Origin of the sequence: Bradyrhizobium sp. 154, from assembly GCF_023073875.1 — a bacterium.
In the GTDB taxonomy this organism is placed as follows: domain Bacteria; phylum Pseudomonadota; class Alphaproteobacteria; order Rhizobiales; family Xanthobacteraceae; genus Bradyrhizobium.
Window position 1 is genome coordinate 18,959 of sequence record NZ_JADPKG010000121.1, and the last position, 14,946, is coordinate 33,904.

At 61.0% G+C, this 14,946-nt stretch carries 15 protein-coding genes and 1 pseudogene; 7 read left to right on the forward strand and 9 right to left on the reverse strand.

All coding sequences use genetic code 11. The features are described 5' to 3' along the window. Window positions 1–98: 98 nt before the first annotated feature. Together IVA92_RS33150 and IVA92_RS36200 are read left to right on the forward strand one after the other, a co-directional pair. Window positions 99–353 carry an alpha/beta hydrolase gene (locus IVA92_RS33150; RefSeq protein WP_247276758.1) on the forward strand — a complete coding sequence of 85 codons (255 nt, stop codon included), beginning with the start codon at window positions 99–101 and terminating at the stop codon, window positions 351–353. 1,161 nt (window positions 354–1,514) lie between these two features. Next, window positions 1,515–1,847 carry a hypothetical protein gene (locus IVA92_RS36200; protein WP_346015582.1) on the forward strand — a complete coding sequence of 111 codons (333 nt, stop codon included), beginning with the start codon at window positions 1,515–1,517 and terminating at the stop codon, window positions 1,845–1,847. Between the two features lie 317 nt (window positions 1,848–2,164). On the opposite strand, the gene IVA92_RS33160 is transcribed toward IVA92_RS36200, so the two are convergent. Next, the gene (locus tag IVA92_RS33160) at window positions 2,165–3,250 is read right to left on the reverse strand and encodes a DNA topoisomerase IB (protein ID WP_247276759.1); all 1,086 of its coding nucleotides are present in this window, start codon (window positions 3,248–3,250) and stop codon (window positions 2,165–2,167) included. Between the two features lie 258 nt (window positions 3,251–3,508). Between IVA92_RS33160 and IVA92_RS33165 the strand changes: the two genes are divergently transcribed. Continuing rightward, complete coding sequence (locus tag IVA92_RS33165) at window positions 3,509–4,333, forward strand: ribonuclease HII (protein ID WP_247276760.1); 825 nt, start codon at window positions 3,509–3,511, stop codon at window positions 4,331–4,333. Window positions 4,334–4,360: 27 nt separating this feature from the next. Here IVA92_RS33165 and ligD read toward each other — a convergent pair whose 3' ends face one another. The 4 genes from ligD to IVA92_RS33185 all read right to left on the reverse strand — a co-directional run bounded on the left by ligD (window position 4,361) and on the right by IVA92_RS33185 (window position 8,642). Next, on the reverse strand, window positions 4,361–5,308 hold the full coding sequence (gene ligD, locus IVA92_RS33170) for a non-homologous end-joining DNA ligase (protein WP_247276761.1): 948 nt from the start codon (window positions 5,306–5,308) through the stop codon (window positions 4,361–4,363). Window positions 5,309–5,320: 12 nt separating this feature from the next. Next, on the reverse strand, window positions 5,321–5,884 hold the full coding sequence (locus tag IVA92_RS33175; RefSeq protein ID WP_247276762.1) for an MOSC domain-containing protein: 564 nt from the start codon (window positions 5,882–5,884) through the stop codon (window positions 5,321–5,323). Next, window positions 5,884–7,563: a DNA polymerase/3'-5' exonuclease PolX gene (locus IVA92_RS33180; RefSeq protein ID WP_247276763.1), complete on the reverse strand. Its 1,680-nt coding sequence runs from the start codon at window positions 7,561–7,563 to the stop codon at window positions 5,884–5,886. The genes IVA92_RS33175 and IVA92_RS33180 overlap by 1 nt, the downstream gene beginning before the upstream one ends. 902 nt (window positions 7,564–8,465) lie before the next feature. Beyond that, a complete protein-coding gene (locus IVA92_RS33185; RefSeq protein ID WP_247276764.1) occupies window positions 8,466–8,642 on the reverse strand; it encodes a hypothetical protein in 177 nt (58 codons plus the stop codon). Between the two features lie 87 nt (window positions 8,643–8,729). Between IVA92_RS33185 and IVA92_RS33190 the strand changes: the two genes are divergently transcribed. Further along, window positions 8,730–8,900 carry a hypothetical protein gene (locus tag IVA92_RS33190; protein WP_247276765.1) on the forward strand — a complete coding sequence of 57 codons (171 nt, stop codon included), beginning with the start codon at window positions 8,730–8,732 and terminating at the stop codon, window positions 8,898–8,900. A gap of 361 nt (window positions 8,901–9,261) precedes the next feature. Then, entirely contained in the window at window positions 9,262–9,768 is a 507-nt protein-coding gene (locus tag IVA92_RS33195) for a hypothetical protein (protein WP_247276772.1), read from the forward strand. A gap of 96 nt (window positions 9,769–9,864) precedes the next feature. Here the strand turns inward: IVA92_RS33195 and IVA92_RS33200 are convergent, their stop codons facing one another. From IVA92_RS33200 to IVA92_RS33215, 4 genes and pseudogenes are all read right to left on the reverse strand, one after another. Continuing rightward, on the reverse strand, window positions 9,865–10,002 hold the full coding sequence (locus IVA92_RS33200) for a hypothetical protein (protein WP_247276766.1): 138 nt from the start codon (window positions 10,000–10,002) through the stop codon (window positions 9,865–9,867). A gap of 515 nt (window positions 10,003–10,517) precedes the next feature. Then, complete coding sequence (locus IVA92_RS33205; protein WP_247276767.1) at window positions 10,518–11,108, reverse strand: RNA ligase family protein; 591 nt, start codon at window positions 11,106–11,108, stop codon at window positions 10,518–10,520. Window positions 11,109–12,123: 1,015 nt separating this feature from the next. After that, the gene (locus IVA92_RS33210) at window positions 12,124–12,486 is read right to left on the reverse strand and encodes a hypothetical protein (protein WP_247276768.1); all 363 of its coding nucleotides are present in this window, start codon (window positions 12,484–12,486) and stop codon (window positions 12,124–12,126) included. Window positions 12,487–12,738: 252 nt separating this feature from the next. Continuing rightward, window positions 12,739–13,160 (reverse strand): annotated as a pseudogene (locus tag IVA92_RS33215) (hypothetical protein); the annotation flags it as partial. A gap of 796 nt (window positions 13,161–13,956) precedes the next feature. On the opposite strand from IVA92_RS33215, the gene IVA92_RS33220 reads away from it, so the two are divergent. Continuing rightward, window positions 13,957–14,388, forward strand: coding sequence for a hypothetical protein (locus IVA92_RS33220; protein WP_247276769.1), 432 nt, complete (start codon window positions 13,957–13,959; stop codon window positions 14,386–14,388). Between the two features lie 143 nt (window positions 14,389–14,531). Beyond that, window positions 14,532–14,735, forward strand: coding sequence for a cold-shock protein (locus IVA92_RS33225; protein ID WP_247276770.1), 204 nt, complete (start codon window positions 14,532–14,534; stop codon window positions 14,733–14,735). The last annotated feature ends 211 nt before the right edge of the window (window positions 14,736–14,946 follow it).

The following is a 14,946-nucleotide window of genomic DNA, read 5'->3' on the forward strand; positions in this document are numbered from 1 at the left end:
GCGCCTCTCGTGCCAACCGGCGGACTCTTCTGAAGCACACCAACGAAGGCATCCTGGACGCCGCTTATGAAGAGGCCGGTCCGACCGATGGCCCACCGATGCTGGCGGCGCCCGGCTATCGCGTGCTGGTGCCCTATTTGCGTGGTTACGGCCCGACGCGCTTTCTTTCCAACGAGACTTTCCGGAACGGCCCAACCATCGGCGCTTGCGATCGACCTTACCGCCTTCATGATGCGCTGACGATCGACAAAGCGATTCTCGCCGGCTTCGATTGGGGCGCGCGTTCAGCCGACATCGTTGCGCCGTTTGGCCCGACCGCGTCAAAGCACTCGCCGCCGTTTGCAGGTACCTGATTTCCCGGAGAGCGGATCACGCGCCGCACGACGCGTTGTCGGCGAGCTTCGCCGCCCCGGCTATCAAAAGTCTATTCTCGATGTGGCGTCGCTCTTCCTTCCTAAGCTAAAGAGGGGCAGGTCCCTGTGCCGCCGAGGGGAAGCTTTCCATGGCGAGCATATGATCGGCCGCCGCAAGGGAAAGGTCTAGCCAAGGTCAGGTTCTGGCCGCCAGCTAACCTTTCGTTAGGCTCAGGTGCGGTCTGCTATTTGGGACAAAGCAGACATCTGGATCACCCACCAACAGGACTTTCACAAAAACGGATGTAATTCGCGATTGATAAGAAAAATGCCGAAACGGAGTCAGTTGGTCGACTGGTAAGGAAAACCGACAAACGGAGCCAGTTGATCACTGATAAGGAAAAGCGACAAAGCTTATCAGTCCGAAGGACGTTCCATAGCATCCGATAGGCGCAGCGATCGGCCGTTACACGCGACTAGCTGTAAAGGCGAAGCGGGCGCAATCCCTTAGGCGAGAGCCTGCAAGTGACGATGTGCGGACGGACGACACCTTTCCGAAGGGCCCGTTACCGACCTCACTTGAATGGGACGTGAAACGTCGAGCGGAAGGGCGCACCGGCACGATACGCAATTTCGAGGGAGCCGAATGCGCCTCTTCTCGAGGGACGCCTCGGCCAGTCTTAAATGTTGGCGCCTGGGGTCGCGGATCCTCTTCTCTCATCCGGGTTCAAGCGATACCCACGAAAATCAGATTTAGTTGAGCTAGGATGCCGGATGCGCAACTCGACAAGGCGTTTCGCAGGTTTCTTCAAAAGCGAGTTCAAGATCAACGATGCTGTGGGACGTAGCGTCACCTACGTCCGCACGGCAAGTTGCTAGGCGGCAATTCTGGCTTCGCGCATATAGGAACCTACCGTTTTGATGGAGACTCAATTGCGGTCGATGTAACGAGCCGGCGGCACAATTTTGGTGCTGATCATCAATCGCTGCTCGGGTCAGATATTTCGACTATTGCGGTCACGGGGCGCGCGGTCGGCGAGGCGTTCCACTTTGAGGGAAGCTCGCCGCAAATGCCCCACGCCATCTTTCCGTCTGTTATGACGCCGCTGGAAGAGAGCGACCTTGCCGCGCCTGGCTTGATCGGTGAAGGTGGCATTTTGAATGGCTGTACTCGATCCATTTGAGGATACTGGACGGCGTGCGCGGCGGATTGACAGGGGTCTTGCTTTTGAACAACGGCCGTATCTTAGGGGCGATGCTTTTTTCTATTATCTCGGGTCTTATTCCTCATCTAACGGCCGGTGGAAGGGCCAGATGGTCAATCAGGAACATACGCCAGCGCGAGGTGAAGACCCAGTCTTTGGCGGACACGAGATCGGAATTGGTTTTTCAGGGACCTGCAATGCGGGGGGCGGCTCGCTTGAGGGCACAGCACTTGCGGGCAAGCGCAGCATCCGGTTCGAAGCCCAACTTAGATTGATCTACGCTGCCTAAGCGTGCACCCATTAGGCGGATGGTCGAACGCATCAGCGGCGGCTGCTAGATCACGTCCAAGGGACGGACAGTGCTCGAATTCATGGAAGCCCGCTCCGCTGCGAACTTCCACGCGCTTTCAGTTGAGCAGACGATCGTGTCTTCGCCGACGCCCGTTCCTCCGCTGCGACAGCCCGCCGATCGGGCCAAGCGGCGCCGCGAACGACGTGAACGTCGTCGCGTGGCGCGCGAAAGGGCGAGGGCAAACGCCTCATGAGCTAACGTCGGCGCGAGGACGCAGGCGTGCGGGGCTGGTACGCCAGGCTAAGCGGGCGCCTCTAATCGAGACGTTTGCGGAGAAATGCCAGCACCATGATCTCGTCCGAAGTGAGCTTGGCGTACTGGCGCTTGAACTTCAGCGCGATCTTGGCTTCAATCATCTTCACGAGATCACCGGACATGTAGGCGTTCAGGACTTCAGGGTGCACGTAGCACTTGCGGCAGATTGCCGGCGTGTTGCCGAGCTGCTTCGAGACGCTTTCGATTGCTACGACGACGTTGCGCTTCGCCTCGGCCTGGCTATCGTATTTCTTGTATTCGGCCAGCGCCAACGCCGCCAGAACCGTGCCCGCCCAGGTCCGGAAATCCTTGGCGCTGAAGTCCTCGCCCGTAATCTCCTTGATGTAGGCGTTGACGTCGCCGGAATCGACCGTGCGCGGCTGTCCGTCGTCGTCCAGGTACTTGAAGAGTTCGTGTCCCGGGATCTCCGCGCAGCGCTTCACGATCGCGGCTATCCGCTTGTCCTCGACCCGAAGCTTCCATTGCTTGCCCGACTTGCCGGTGAAGTCGAACCGAAGGATGCCGCGCCCAACCGCGACGTGTTTGCGGCGCATGGTAGTGAGCCCGTAGGACTTGTTGTTCTCGGCATACTCGGCGTTTCCGACCCGGATCAACGTCTTGTCCAGAAGACTGACGATCGTGGCCAGCACCTTCTCGCGGGGCAGTCCGTCCCGCTTCATGTCGGCGGCGACCCGCTCCCGGAGGGCGGGCAGCGCGGCCGCGAACTGGATGATGTGCTCGTACTTGTTCTGGTCCCGGAGCTCGCGCCATTTCGCGTGGTAGCGGTACTGCTTGCGGCCCCGCGCATCGAGCCCGGTCGCCTGGATGTGGCCGTTGGCCGAGGGGCAGATCCACACGGATTCGTAGGCCGGCGGGATGCCGATTGACCTGATGCGCCGGATGACGGCGGCGTCGGTGATGCGCTTTCCGTCCTTGTCGTAGTAGCTGAAGGTGGTCCCGGTCCGCTTGCGCGTGTATCCCGGCGCGGAGTCGCTGACGTACCGAAGCCCTTCTTCTGCGATGGTGGCCGCCACTTCGGCAGTGCGGTCCAGAACCTGTTCTTCGTTGCCGGTCTGTCGGAGCATGGACCTGTCCCTCGGAAGCACCCTGGGATCGAGGCTCCGCTCTTTCTAAAGGGATGAAGACACAGGTTGGTTCCGCTCTGAGCCGCCAGACGCGAGGTGCGGATTCAGGCGCCGCGCTGAATGTTGGGACCTCAGCTGAACCGGCGGTTCCTTTCGACAGGGCACTGCGCAGTCGATGATAGCGGTATAGCTTAGCTTCAGACAATCGCCACAAAGTTCATCGACACGCTACTCTACAGTCAGTCTTCGAAGGCCGCGATGTTCCAGTATTCACTCGATCTGTTGCGTCAGCGCTATGTCGTCGAGAAAAGACCGCTCGAGGCCAGCGTCGAGCAGATCTTGCGGGCCGACACCCGCGCGGGAGCTCGCGCCATCCTGGCTGCAATCGATAAACGGCGCTTCGAAAACAGGTCCGAAGGGCAGCGGCTCCGCAAGATGCTCCGCTTCGAGACCTCTCTTTGGGAAAGTGGCCAACCTGCCGTGGCAGGCGTGGACGAGGCCGGAATGAGCCCTCTCGCCGGGCCCGTCTCCGCTGGCGCCGTGATCCTGAAGCCCGGCACGCGGATCGTCGGAATCGACGACTCGAAAAAACTCGACGCCGCGGCACGCGAAGAACTCGCGAAAGAGATCAAGGAAAAGGCAGAGTGTTGGTGTGTGGCGTTCGTCGAGGTCGAGGAGATCGACGCGATCAATATCTATTGGGCGGGTATCCAGGCTATGCAGCGTGCGGTCCAGGGGCTGGGGTTGACGCCGCAGCACTTGCTGATCGATGCGAAGCGGTTGAAGCAAATCGACATCCCTCAGCAGGCCATCATTAGGGGCGACGCCAAGTCCGCCAGCATCGCCGCCGCCTCCATCCTCGCGAAAGTCGAGCGCGACAGTGTCATGCGGACGCTCGACGTGCGTCACCCCGGCTACGGATTCGCGGATCACAAGGGTTACCCGGTGCCGGCGCATTATGAGGCGCTCGCCAGGCTTGGCGCATGCGCAGCTCACCGGAGATCGTTCGGACCTGTACGCAAGGCTCTCGGGTTGCCGCCGCTGCCGCCGTGGCCTTCGGCATCCGAGCGCGACGCCGGCTGATCAGGGCGTACCCTCGTCTAGGCGGCGTCATGTTCGCGACCACTTCTTTTCGCGAACGACGTCCTTGGCGTTCTTGTCGGACCGCAGGCCGAGATAGACCGGCTGGCGCAGCTCGCCTTTGCTGGTCCACTCCGCAAACTTCACTTCCGCAACCAGCGAAGGGCGCACCCAGGTCGTGACTTGCTCATCCTTCACCTTGGCAAGAAAGGGCGACTTGGCTGTTTTGAGCCTCATGAGTTTGCCGTGAAGCTCTTCAAGAACCTGGTGGCTGAAGCCGGTGCCGACGTGGCCGATGTACCGCCATGCCTCATCTTCGCGTACCGCCAGCACGAGGGCGCCGAAGAAGGGCCGGGTTCGCCTCGGCGCCGTGAAGCCGGCGATCACGACCTCCTGCCGCTGCGCGGTCTTCACCTTCAGCCAATCGGCGGTCCGGCGTCCGGACGCGTATGGGCTGTCGGCGCGCTTGGCCATGATGCCTTCGAGATGTCTCCGCTCGGCTTCTGCGAAGAACTTCGTTCCCTTGCCTTTGCGGTGGTTGCTGAACGCGATCAGCTTGTGGCGGGGCAGGACGGCCTTAAGCCGCTGCTTGCGCTCGAGGAGCGGCAGCGCGCGCAGGTCCTCGCCGTCTGCGAACATAAGGTCGTACGCGCAGTACAAAAGCTTGGCCTTGTGGCGAAGGGCGTTTTGAAGCAACTGGAAATGGGATGCACCGTCCTTCCCGATCGCGACGAGCTCGCCATCGATCACGGCGTCCGCCTTCACGTCCTCAAGTGCTTTCGCGACCTCGACGTAGGAGCGGCTGATGATCTTCCCGTTGCGGCTGTAGAGCGCGACCCGACCACGCCGGATTTCCGCGACCATGCGGAAACCATCGAATTTGTCCTCGAAGACCCAATTGGGATCGTCGAACGGTGAATCGGTCAGCGTGGCCAGCATGGGCTGCAGGCGATAAGGCAGGGTCGATTTTCGGGCCATGGCCGGGTCCTTCTACAGAGCGGGCAAGGCCCGAAGCGAGCAGGACGGAAGCCGAACCTGCGCGGCATCGCCCGCCGCGACCAGTCCGCCGGCTCGAACCACGCCCAGCACCCCGGATTTGAATGGAGGGCCCGTTTCCGCCGACGAGAGCACGTGCCGTTTAAGGCCCGCTTGGAAGCGGTCGATGAGGACACAGGGCGTCCGGAGACCGGTCAACTCGACGATGGCCGTGGGCCCCAGTTCGATGAAAGTGCCGAGCGGCATTCGCTCCAGATCCAGGCCGGCAGTGGTGACGTTCTCGCCGAGGTCTCCCGCTGCGATTGAGAAGCCAGCTTTGCCGAGGTACGCGAACAGCTCGGAGGGGATCAGGTGGACCTGCCTGAGATTGGGCAGGCGGGGTCGTCGGCGGGCGAGAAAGCGGTGCCGGACGAACGCCCCGGCGTGGGCGTCTCCTTCCACGCCATGGCCTTCCACCAACGCAATGCAGTCCCGGGTCGGTTTGCTGAAGTGGTGCCCGCGGTGGGCGGCGACAGCCACTACCCTTCCCTCGAGCGAGAGATCGTGTCCCTGCGGCATCAGGCGGCCCGGGCGAGCGAGCGCCGCCTCTGGCGGAGGTAGCGCGTGATCTCCGGAAGCGTCATCGCGTTCAGGACCCGTTCGGGAGGGACACCGCCCTTGCGGGCCATCAGCACGCCCCAGTGCATGTGGTCGAGCTCGGGGATGGAATGGGCGTCCGGATTGATGCTCAGCATGCAGCCAAACTCGAGGGCGGCCTGGTGCCAACGCCAATCCAGGTCGAGCCGCCACGGGTGTGCGTTGATCTCGACGACGACGTCATGCTTCGCGCATGCCCGAAGAACCTTCTCGATGTCGATTTCGTAGCCTGGCCGCCGCTGCAGCTGCCTGCCGGTCATGTGACCGACGATGGTGGTATGAGGATGCGAGATGGCCCGCAGGAGGCGCTGCGTCTGCGCCTTGCGGTCAAGTTTGAAGCGGCCGTGGATGCTCGCAACCACGAAGTCGAAGCGCTCCAGCACGTCGTCCGGGTAGTCCAGCGAGCCGTCGGCCAGAATGTCGGACTCGATGCCCTTGAGGATCCGAAAATCCTTCCCGCAGCGCTTGTTAAAGCGGCCGGTTTCCCGGTGCTGCTGCGCGATCTCTTCCACCGAGAGGCCGCCGGCATAGTGCGCGGACTTGGAATGGTCCGCGACTCCGAAATACTCAAAGCCGCGCTGGCGCGTGGCCTTGGCCATCGTCTCCAGGGTCTCGGTCCCGTCTGAGGCGTCGGTGTGGCAGTGAAGGATTCCACGAAGGTCCTGATCGGTGACGAGCTTCGGCAGCTGGACCTTCAGGGCAAGCTCGACCTCGCCGCGCCCCTCTCGGAGCTCGGGATCGATGAAGGGGAGGCCCAGGGCTCGATCGATATCGGCTTCGTCGCCGGCGATCAGGGTGCGACCCTTGTGCAAGCCGTCGGCTTCCAAACGGAGCCCCTTCTCCGCGGCAAGCGCCTTAAGCCGTTCGACGTGAGCCGCGGAGCCGGTCGCGAACAGAAGGGCGGCGCCGAAGTGCTTGCGGTCGGAAACGCGGACTTGCAATCCTTCGGCTGACGGCATCCACGTCTTGTCCGACTTGGCAGCCTCCGCAACGATCGCGAGGTCGCCGACGAGCTCGCAGCCGCGACGGAAATCGCCAGCGATTGTCACGCGCTTGAACTCGGGCCGGGCCTTCCGGATGGATTCCTTCGCGTGCGCGAGCAGGGCGGCGGCACGGTGCAAATGCAGGCGGCCTTCTCCGCTTTTGGCGATAGCTAGGTTCTGCAGGATCTTGGTCTGCAGTGCGGCGCCGAGTCCTTTCGCCTTCTTGATGCTGTCGTCCTTGGCGGCCGCCTCCAGTTCGGCGAGGGACGCGATGCCAAGATCTTGGTAGAGCCGCAGCACCTTCTCCGGACGAAGGCCGGGCACAGCGAGCATCTCGAGCACACCAGCGGGTATCTCCTTCCGCAGCTTTTCGAGGCTCGGATGGCTGCCCGTCTTGTGGAGCTTGGTGACGATGTCGGCGATCGCATCACCGACCCCGGGGATCTCCGTCAATCGGTCTTCGGCGACGAGCACGTCGAGAGGGACGGCAAGAGCCGCCAGGCTGTCGGCGGCTCTCGAATAGGCCTTCGACCGATAGGGGTTGCCGCCTCGCAGTGCGGTGCGCTGCGCGTACTCTCGCAGGAGACCTGCCACACCGCGAGCGTCGAGCGAAGGCATTCAACGAGCCTCCCGCTCCATGCCTTGCGGCGTCGCGGGAGCAAGGCGACCGCTTGGCCTGTCACTTGGCCGCCCATCGAGAGAGCTCTCGAGCTTCTGAGCTGTGCGGAAGTCCTCAAGGTGCTGGATATTTGGACCGTAGGCCGCTTCCTTCTTGAGGAGGTTGTAGATCCGGCCGACCACCAGCTGCAGATGCTTCGTCCTCCGCCTCGGCATTGATCTCGCCTTGCAAAGAGCTCGGACAGCGTAAGCCCGAAAGTAATCGAAAGCGTCTGACATTTGTCGATAACGTCTGGTCTCGCCTATAGTTCGGTTGCCGGCCATCACCCCCTGCTGGGGAGCCCGCCCCCCAAAAGTGTAGGGCGTATCCCTCCAGAACTGATGCTGCACCTTTGCACGACCGACTTGGCCCTTACTCGACGTCGGCCGACGGAAACGGCTCCACAAACGCCTAGGAACGAAACGCAGATGTGTGGCTTGGTCGCGAAAGGAGCCGCGCCATGAAACACTCCGGCATTGCAGTTGTCTTAGCTCTCGTCATCCCCTGCGCAGCGTTCGCTCAAGGTGGGGGCGGTGGAGGTGGCAGCGGTGGTGGCGGTGGCGGCGCGTCTGCCGGTGGAGGCGCTGGCGGTGCGTCGTCCTCTGCAGGTGCAGGTGGTTCGACTGCGGCATCTCCGTCCGCTACAGGAGCAGCGGGCGCTGCGAACTCAGGCGGGACCGTAAGCCCATCGGCTACTGCTCCAAATGCAAATACAAATCCAACCACCGGCACCACCAATGCGATAACCGGGATCTCCAACGGTCCGGCCGGCGCTCAATCCGGGGGCGATCAGGGGGCGGTCAACGGAAACAGCACCAACGCAGCAAGCCCTGGCACCAATGCTGCCGGAACCGCAACTTCATCAGGAACGCCTGCGACCAATACACAGGGAGCCGCCGCGGGCGGCATCGGTCGGCCGACGACCACCGATCAACACGATAGTGACGCCAAGATCGATCAGGAGAACAGCAAAGCCGACCAGACCGTCAAAAAGATATGCAAAAACTGCTGAACCAACGACGACAAAGGTGATGGACACAACCTTGAGATCGGGCGCGCCGATCGGAGGAACAGAGTGCAGCAGAGGAGCTTTCCCAATCTCCCGCCAGAATAGGATAAGAATAGAATGACCGAGAAATTTGATCCCGCCCCGCCGGACAAACACGCGCAAGATCCCAAGCGGAACATCCGCCGTGACAAGGCGAAGGATGACGAGTTGCAGAAGGGGTTGAAGGACAGTTTCCCGGCGTCTGACCCCGTCAGCAGCACTCAGGCATCCGAGGCGACCCCGGACTGACGCCGGGCTCGAATGCGATTGAAGGTCGACCTCGCGCCGTTGGGCCAACCCGGCGGTGGGCTTTTTGTGAGTTGCGTAGAGTGGCGAAGCGTACCAAGGCGCCTCGGTCTAAAGAGCCAGAGGCCCCTACCATGCCGGGGTTCATCGGACCCCAGTTGGCGACCCTGAAGATGAAGGCGCCTTCGGGATCTCGATGGATTAACGAAGTCAAATACGACGGCTACCGCATCCAGCTCCGGATCGACGGTGACGATCGCCAGGCTTACACCCGCAACGGCTACATTGGATCAGCAAGTTTTCGAGGATTGCCGCCGCCTTCGAAATCGACGGTCAGGCCATCGTCGACGGCGAACTCGTCGTCATCCACGAAGGCCGCACCAATTTTTCCGAACTGCAGGCAGACCTCGGCAGAGGCGATCAGGACCGCCTGATCTACTTCGCGTTCGATCTGCTGTGGCTCGACGGCAAGAATTTGCGCAAGGAGCCGCAGATCGAACGGAAGAAGCTTCTCAAAGATCTGATCGAGAACCACAGGCTCGAGGATCCCATCTTTTTCAGCGAGCACCACGAAGGGGACGGGCAAGCGCTGTTCGTCGCTGCCAGCAAGCTGAACTATGAGGGCATCGTCTCCAAGCGCGTGGATGCGCCATACAGATCGGACCGGGTCGAAGCCTGGCAAAAGATCAAGGTCGTTCAGAAGGGCAAGTTTCAGGTGGTCGGCTTCGTCAAGGATTCCGGCGTCGCCGCGCTGTATCTGGGCAAGAGGGAAGGCAAGGATCTCGTCTATATGGGCAAGGTCGGCACGAGCTGGGATCGAACCACCTCGGCGCAGATCCGCAAGGCGCTCGATGCCGTGGTGTGTAAATAAGCGCCGAACTTTGACCCCCATCGGCTTCCAACACTGACCCCATGCGTGACGAACATTCTGGTGACGGTTCAAGGAATAGGTCGACGTTGACCGGGGTCAACCTTCGGCGCCGATCGGGGTCAAACAGTGCGCCGAATGACAGTCAATGGTGGACTTCAGCAGTTCGACTTCCGCCCTAGTCTTGAGAATGGCGGCCTTCACATCTTGCCGGGGCTGTCGTTTGGAATCGTCCATGGGAGTTCTCTGAACGCTCACAACGTCGACCAGTTTCTAAGTGCGCACCATAACACACGATAAAGGCCGCCTCTGCGTGGGCACGCCCCCGCGTTGAGCGTCGCGGAATCGCGGCCTAAGCCGTTGAGCTAACTCTGCTTTGGTCCAAAATATCGCAAAATGAATCGCGACGTGCCGGTTCGCGCTGGCGGGCTTTCATTTGAGCGAAAAGTCGCCCGCGGCAACCGATAGAAGCATCTTGACGCCATAAAATGCAAACGCTGTACTGGTCACATTCTACCGTGTTAGCGGCCTTGTTTTTATGTGTGATTATTTCAGGGGCGTTCCATGCGTAACTATGCTCGCGCCGATGTCCTGCGCCAGTATCTCGACGCACTCATTTGTGAACTTTCCGAACTCGAAGTCCTTCGCAACCGCGTGCTCGAAGCTGAGCAACGAAGGATTGCCACGGCGCACCGACGGCGGAGAGGATCAGTCAGAAGAACAGCGAAAGTTCGCGGACGGCTCTAGGCGGCTCATAGCTCCCGGTCGATAGCTGGATGCTGCTTGTTCTTCACCTTGATCCAGTGCTTCTGCCGACCGCCACGGTAGGGCCGATCGCGGTGCTTGGAGACTAGCCCCTCAAGGCCCATACGGCACGCGGCGCGGTACAAGTCAGGTCCGATCTCGCCACGCTCGAAAGGCGCCCCGGTGATGCCGTCCGGTCGTCGCGCCAGTAGCCGCTCCAGTTTTGTCTTCCGCAAATGCAGCGGCAAATCGCGTAGGTCGTCGCCACCTACAGCCAGCACATCGAAAGCGTAGAGCTGGACTTCATGGTTGTGCTTGCGCGAGTGCAGGGCATTGAAATCAGAGATGCCGTCGATGCCGAGGATCATGGCTTGACCATCGACGACGAAGTGCTTCTCTCGGTTCTTCAGCGCCGCCTCGGCAATCCAAGGATAGCGCTTGGTCCAGTCGGTCCCGTTGCGGGAGAGTAGACGAACGCGCTTGTCCTCCCGAATGACCAGCATTCGGTAGCCATCGTGCTTTACTTCGTGGAACCAGTCCGGCCCTGAGGGGACCTGCTTGCCAGCGGTCGCCAGGCAGAGCTCGTAAGTCATCCGCATGGGCGAAAGATAAGGAATTTCGGAGCTTTTTACGAGTCGGGAACAAGTGGCAATTTCGCAAATTGGGGTCTCTGCTCCGGTGCCCCCAAGAGCTCCGGAGCAGACCCTAGCGGCCTCAGCTACGCCCAGCGCTGAGGCCGCCCTTTTGTGGGCTACTGTCCAACAATCCATCATGGCGCAGGCTCACGCAGCGGGGCGGGGAATGCCTCAATTCTGAATCGCAAATTGGGGTGGTCTGCCACTTGAGAAATTGGGAACTCGACCGGGCGGTTCGCTCGAATCCGCGTTGAAAGTGGCAAGGTCCGAATTATAAGCGATATCAGTTTGGGGGTGCGGTCGCAGGACACCTGCTCCTCTAAATTAAGACGCGTTGTCTTGCGACGCTGAGATGACAATGAGGCGCCGTGCTGAGTGCGCTCCTCGCAAGGCCTCAGCCGGTCCAGCCCCGGGCTGGGGTCTTTTGCTTTCATAGCTCGCGTTCCATCGCGGGGTGGCTCGGGTTCTTCACCTTCGCCCAATGTTTCTGACGCCCGCCGCGATACGGCCGATCGCGATGTTTGGAGATCATGCCTTCAAGCCCATGCGGCAAGCGCTCTGTGAAGTCGTCTAGAAAAGACGAAGGCCGCAGCGATGTTCTCGCTGCGGCCAGCGCATGGTCAAAATAAACCGGGTAAAAACGATTTAAGTGAAATATCCTGCCAGCCCCGGTGGAAACACATTTAATTTAAATTGACGGGCGGCGCGAATCATTTCGCGCAATGGAACCGCAAAAGCCTAAGGTTCCTTATTCATGTTGGGCTGGCCGTTTATGCGCGGCGCTTGGTATCAACGATGTATCCATCCGGCATGTCGGGCACGTCATCCGGATTGCCCCGCTCCGTCCTGTTGCAGACCGGACAGGGCTCCCCAGGAGCACCACAGGGGCAGGCGCGGTCACCCATCGTATATTGTCGCAACGCGCGCAGAACCTCATGACGAAGGTACCTAGGCTAGGGCACTTGAGCTACGCGCGCAGTTAAGCAACGCCGCGCAGCGGCAATGCGAGTTGCATGCCAAAAGGACGCGAGGAGTTCGATTGGACGAAAGCCTCCAGTGCGGGTGAGAGGTCCAGCCGTTCGCGGGCGGCTCGGTCGGCGAGCGCATTCGCAATGTCCTCTGTCGCGTCCCTGGACCAGCCCTCAATGGCATTGAAGAGCACAATCTTGAGGGGATAGGCGTATTGGCCTGAGAGCAGGTCCCGCAGGACCGTTTCTCGGTCCGTGTCCTGCTCGTCCGTCTCCCGCCAAGCGCACCCCGCCCGCGCGCCGAAGTGCTCCAAGACGAGATAAATATCGCGGTCGAGACGATCGAGCGGCACGATCGAAGGCGACAGACGCATACGCGTACTCCGATACTTCAGTCCGGAGAGGCGGCCCCGGCTCAGGGGGAGCTTTTGGGGGTAGGCCGGGGCCACTCCGCCAGCTCCGCGGCGAGCAGGCGAGACTCACAAGCTCATACGGCGGGCTTTGTTCCTCGTTCCTGCGTGCGGCGCCCCATGATCCGTCCGAATCAGGCCGGACTTCGGCCCGCGAGCCAGCCGCGCTTGAGCGCGAACTTGATGCGCGGTCGCAAATCTCGTCATGCTGCTATATCGCTCTTCGGTCGGATGAACCCACTTATAGGGCGTGACCTGCCTTGTCTCGGTAAGTTTGATCATGCGGGCAGGTGGCGCGTACCGAGGCGTGCGGCACGACCGGCACTTGAGTGACGCTTCGAGTTTCCAGAGCGGCGTATCTCGAGGTCGGCGGATGGCGTCAAGCGGCAGGCTGGCGCGCATCTTACAGCGGGCGCACTCGACCTCCAGCCAGCCGAGTCCGCCGTGGGGCATTGGCCGATCGCCGGAGATGGTTGGGCAGGACCGCCGTAGCCCTCCATGCGCACGGACCACGCCTCAGCTTCCGCCCGGTCAGCCTCGCGAACGGCCTCCTGGGCGCGCTCTCGGGCTCCCTGGGCACGGATACTCGCGCCCATGATCCGGCCGCCCCAAATGACCTCTCGCGACTTGGTGCCCATGGTGGATTGATTCCGCGCGGATGCAAGAGGCGCAAGCCGCTACAGCTTGCCGGCCTTGAGAGGGAAGGCGCCACACCTTGGTCAATGCCGCGGGGGTGAGGCCTTCACCAGGAGCTTTCCTCCATTTTGTGCCAGATGAAGAGGGCGCAGCGGGCCTTCATGGGAGTGGCGCCGTTTTGGTCCAAACAATCTCGCCGGCTGCTGAAGAGGGCGCCTCCCAAAGGAGCAACCTTGCGCACCCCTTCTCTGCGGCTGAACCACCTTTGCTGCCGTGAGATCCGGGCAGCCTGTTTCAGGGGCGCTTCAGATGGCGCCAATCCTCACGCAGATTGCATGGGCGACAATGAACATGCTGAGGGCAATAAGAAACCATACGATACCGTCAGAGCCGTGATCTGGTGCAAACTCGCGATTTGCGTCTGTCTCCCGCCCATGAAGCACTACTGAGGTCGATTGGCTCAGACGGCTACGTTTGGCTGCGCGCCGCAGCTGTTTGACTGCGACTCCTTGCTCAAGCGGGACTTCGTGTTTCATGATTTCCGACGGGCTATGAGGAGACCGAGCGCGCTCGTGATAATCAAGATGCTTCCCGCGACGATCAGCCAGTGTGGCAGCTGCAGTCTAGAAAGCAGCTCGAATACGGCACTCATTGTTTTTGCCTTGAGTCGGGTCTCAAGCGATGAGCGGATGGGCGGGTTAATTGACGAGATGTGGGCCAGTGCGTCTGCGGTAGCATTCTAATCGGCGCAACCGGGATGAGGAGAAGGATTGGCGCCAAGCCTTTGGCTCGCCGGTGTTGGTCGATCTCGTGGCGGAGACGAGGCGGAATCGTTCCGCAGATCGTTCGCTTAGCACGCGTTGGCGGCGGGAAGCCGTTGGCATCGGCTGGCGGGTTTTCCTCATTCCGCAGCCAGAGAACGACGGGCGACTCACCGCGGGGTGGCCTTCTGAAGGAGCTTTGTCTGCCGTTCCATTTGCAAGGCGAGCTGCTTGCGTCGAACTTCACCGCAGCTTGCTGCTCAACGGTGTTATGACCGTCACGGTCCAGAATGCTGATCAGAAACATTTGGTCTTCAATGTGCCGCTGGCGTTTTTGAATGTCGCCCATCAGGTCTTCGAGCTCGTGTCGGAGGTCCAAATCCACAACAATACTCCCGATGTAAATATTGCTTATGGCCGCCACTATGAACGACATCGGCTTAACCAAAGGCTTTCCTTCAAGCGGTAGCGCCGACCTGGAAAACCGCCGCCGATGGCGCCGATCGTACACGAAGCGCAACCGCAACCAAGCACCAGAGCCGCTCGCTGGCGGGGCTTTCTTTTTCAGCAATTTCTGGCAAATTGCACCCGTTCATTTGTGGAGATACGAGCGTGGCGATCGGTACCGTGAAGTGGTTTAACCCGACCAAGGGCTATGGATTCATCGCGCCGGAGGACGGCGGTAAGGACGTATTCGTGCACATCTCTGCCGTCGAGAAGGCTGGCTTCACTAGCCTGGCCGAGGGCGCGAAGGTCAGCTACGAGATTGTCAGTGATCGCGGCAAGCAGTCAGCCGGCAATCTGCGGATTGGTTAGGTCTTCCGCGAGGGCTGGCGTGCCCTCGTGCTATGATCCGCCCGGCCCGGTCGATGAGCCGATCGTAATCTACAGTCCAAACTTTCCCGCCGGCTCTGAGCTCATGCCGATGGACTATGTAGCTGCTATGATACGCAATTTGCTGCTCGTGGCGGCTTGGACTGCACTCATCGCGATCATTTTTATGAGCTTGTCGCCTATCGGTCTCCGA

Coding starts and splice junctions, on each gene's coding strand:
- IVA92_RS33150 (WP_247276758.1), top strand. CDS start 99: ATGCTGGCGGCGCCCGGCTATCGCGTGCTGGTGCCCTATTTGCGTGGT.
- IVA92_RS36200 (WP_346015582.1), top strand. CDS start 1,515: ATGGCTGTACTCGATCCATTTGAGGATACTGGACGGCGTGCGCGGCGG.
- IVA92_RS33160 (WP_247276759.1), bottom strand. CDS start 3,250: ATGCTCCGACAGACCGGCAACGAAGAACAGGTTCTGGACCGCACTGCC.
- IVA92_RS33165 (WP_247276760.1), top strand. CDS start 3,509: ATGTTCCAGTATTCACTCGATCTGTTGCGTCAGCGCTATGTCGTCGAG.
- ligD (WP_247276761.1), bottom strand. CDS start 5,308: ATGGCCCGAAAATCGACCCTGCCTTATCGCCTGCAGCCCATGCTGGCC.
- IVA92_RS33175 (WP_247276762.1), bottom strand. CDS start 5,884: ATGCCGCAGGGACACGATCTCTCGCTCGAGGGAAGGGTAGTGGCTGTC.
- IVA92_RS33180 (WP_247276763.1), bottom strand. CDS start 7,563: ATGCCTTCGCTCGACGCTCGCGGTGTGGCAGGTCTCCTGCGAGAGTAC.
- IVA92_RS33190 (WP_247276765.1), top strand. CDS start 8,730: ATGACCGAGAAATTTGATCCCGCCCCGCCGGACAAACACGCGCAAGAT.
- IVA92_RS33200 (WP_247276766.1), bottom strand. CDS start 10,002: ATGGACGATTCCAAACGACAGCCCCGGCAAGATGTGAAGGCCGCCATT.
- IVA92_RS33205 (WP_247276767.1), bottom strand. CDS start 11,108: ATGCGGATGACTTACGAGCTCTGCCTGGCGACCGCTGGCAAGCAGGTC.
- IVA92_RS33210 (WP_247276768.1), bottom strand. CDS start 12,486: ATGCGTCTGTCGCCTTCGATCGTGCCGCTCGATCGTCTCGACCGCGAT.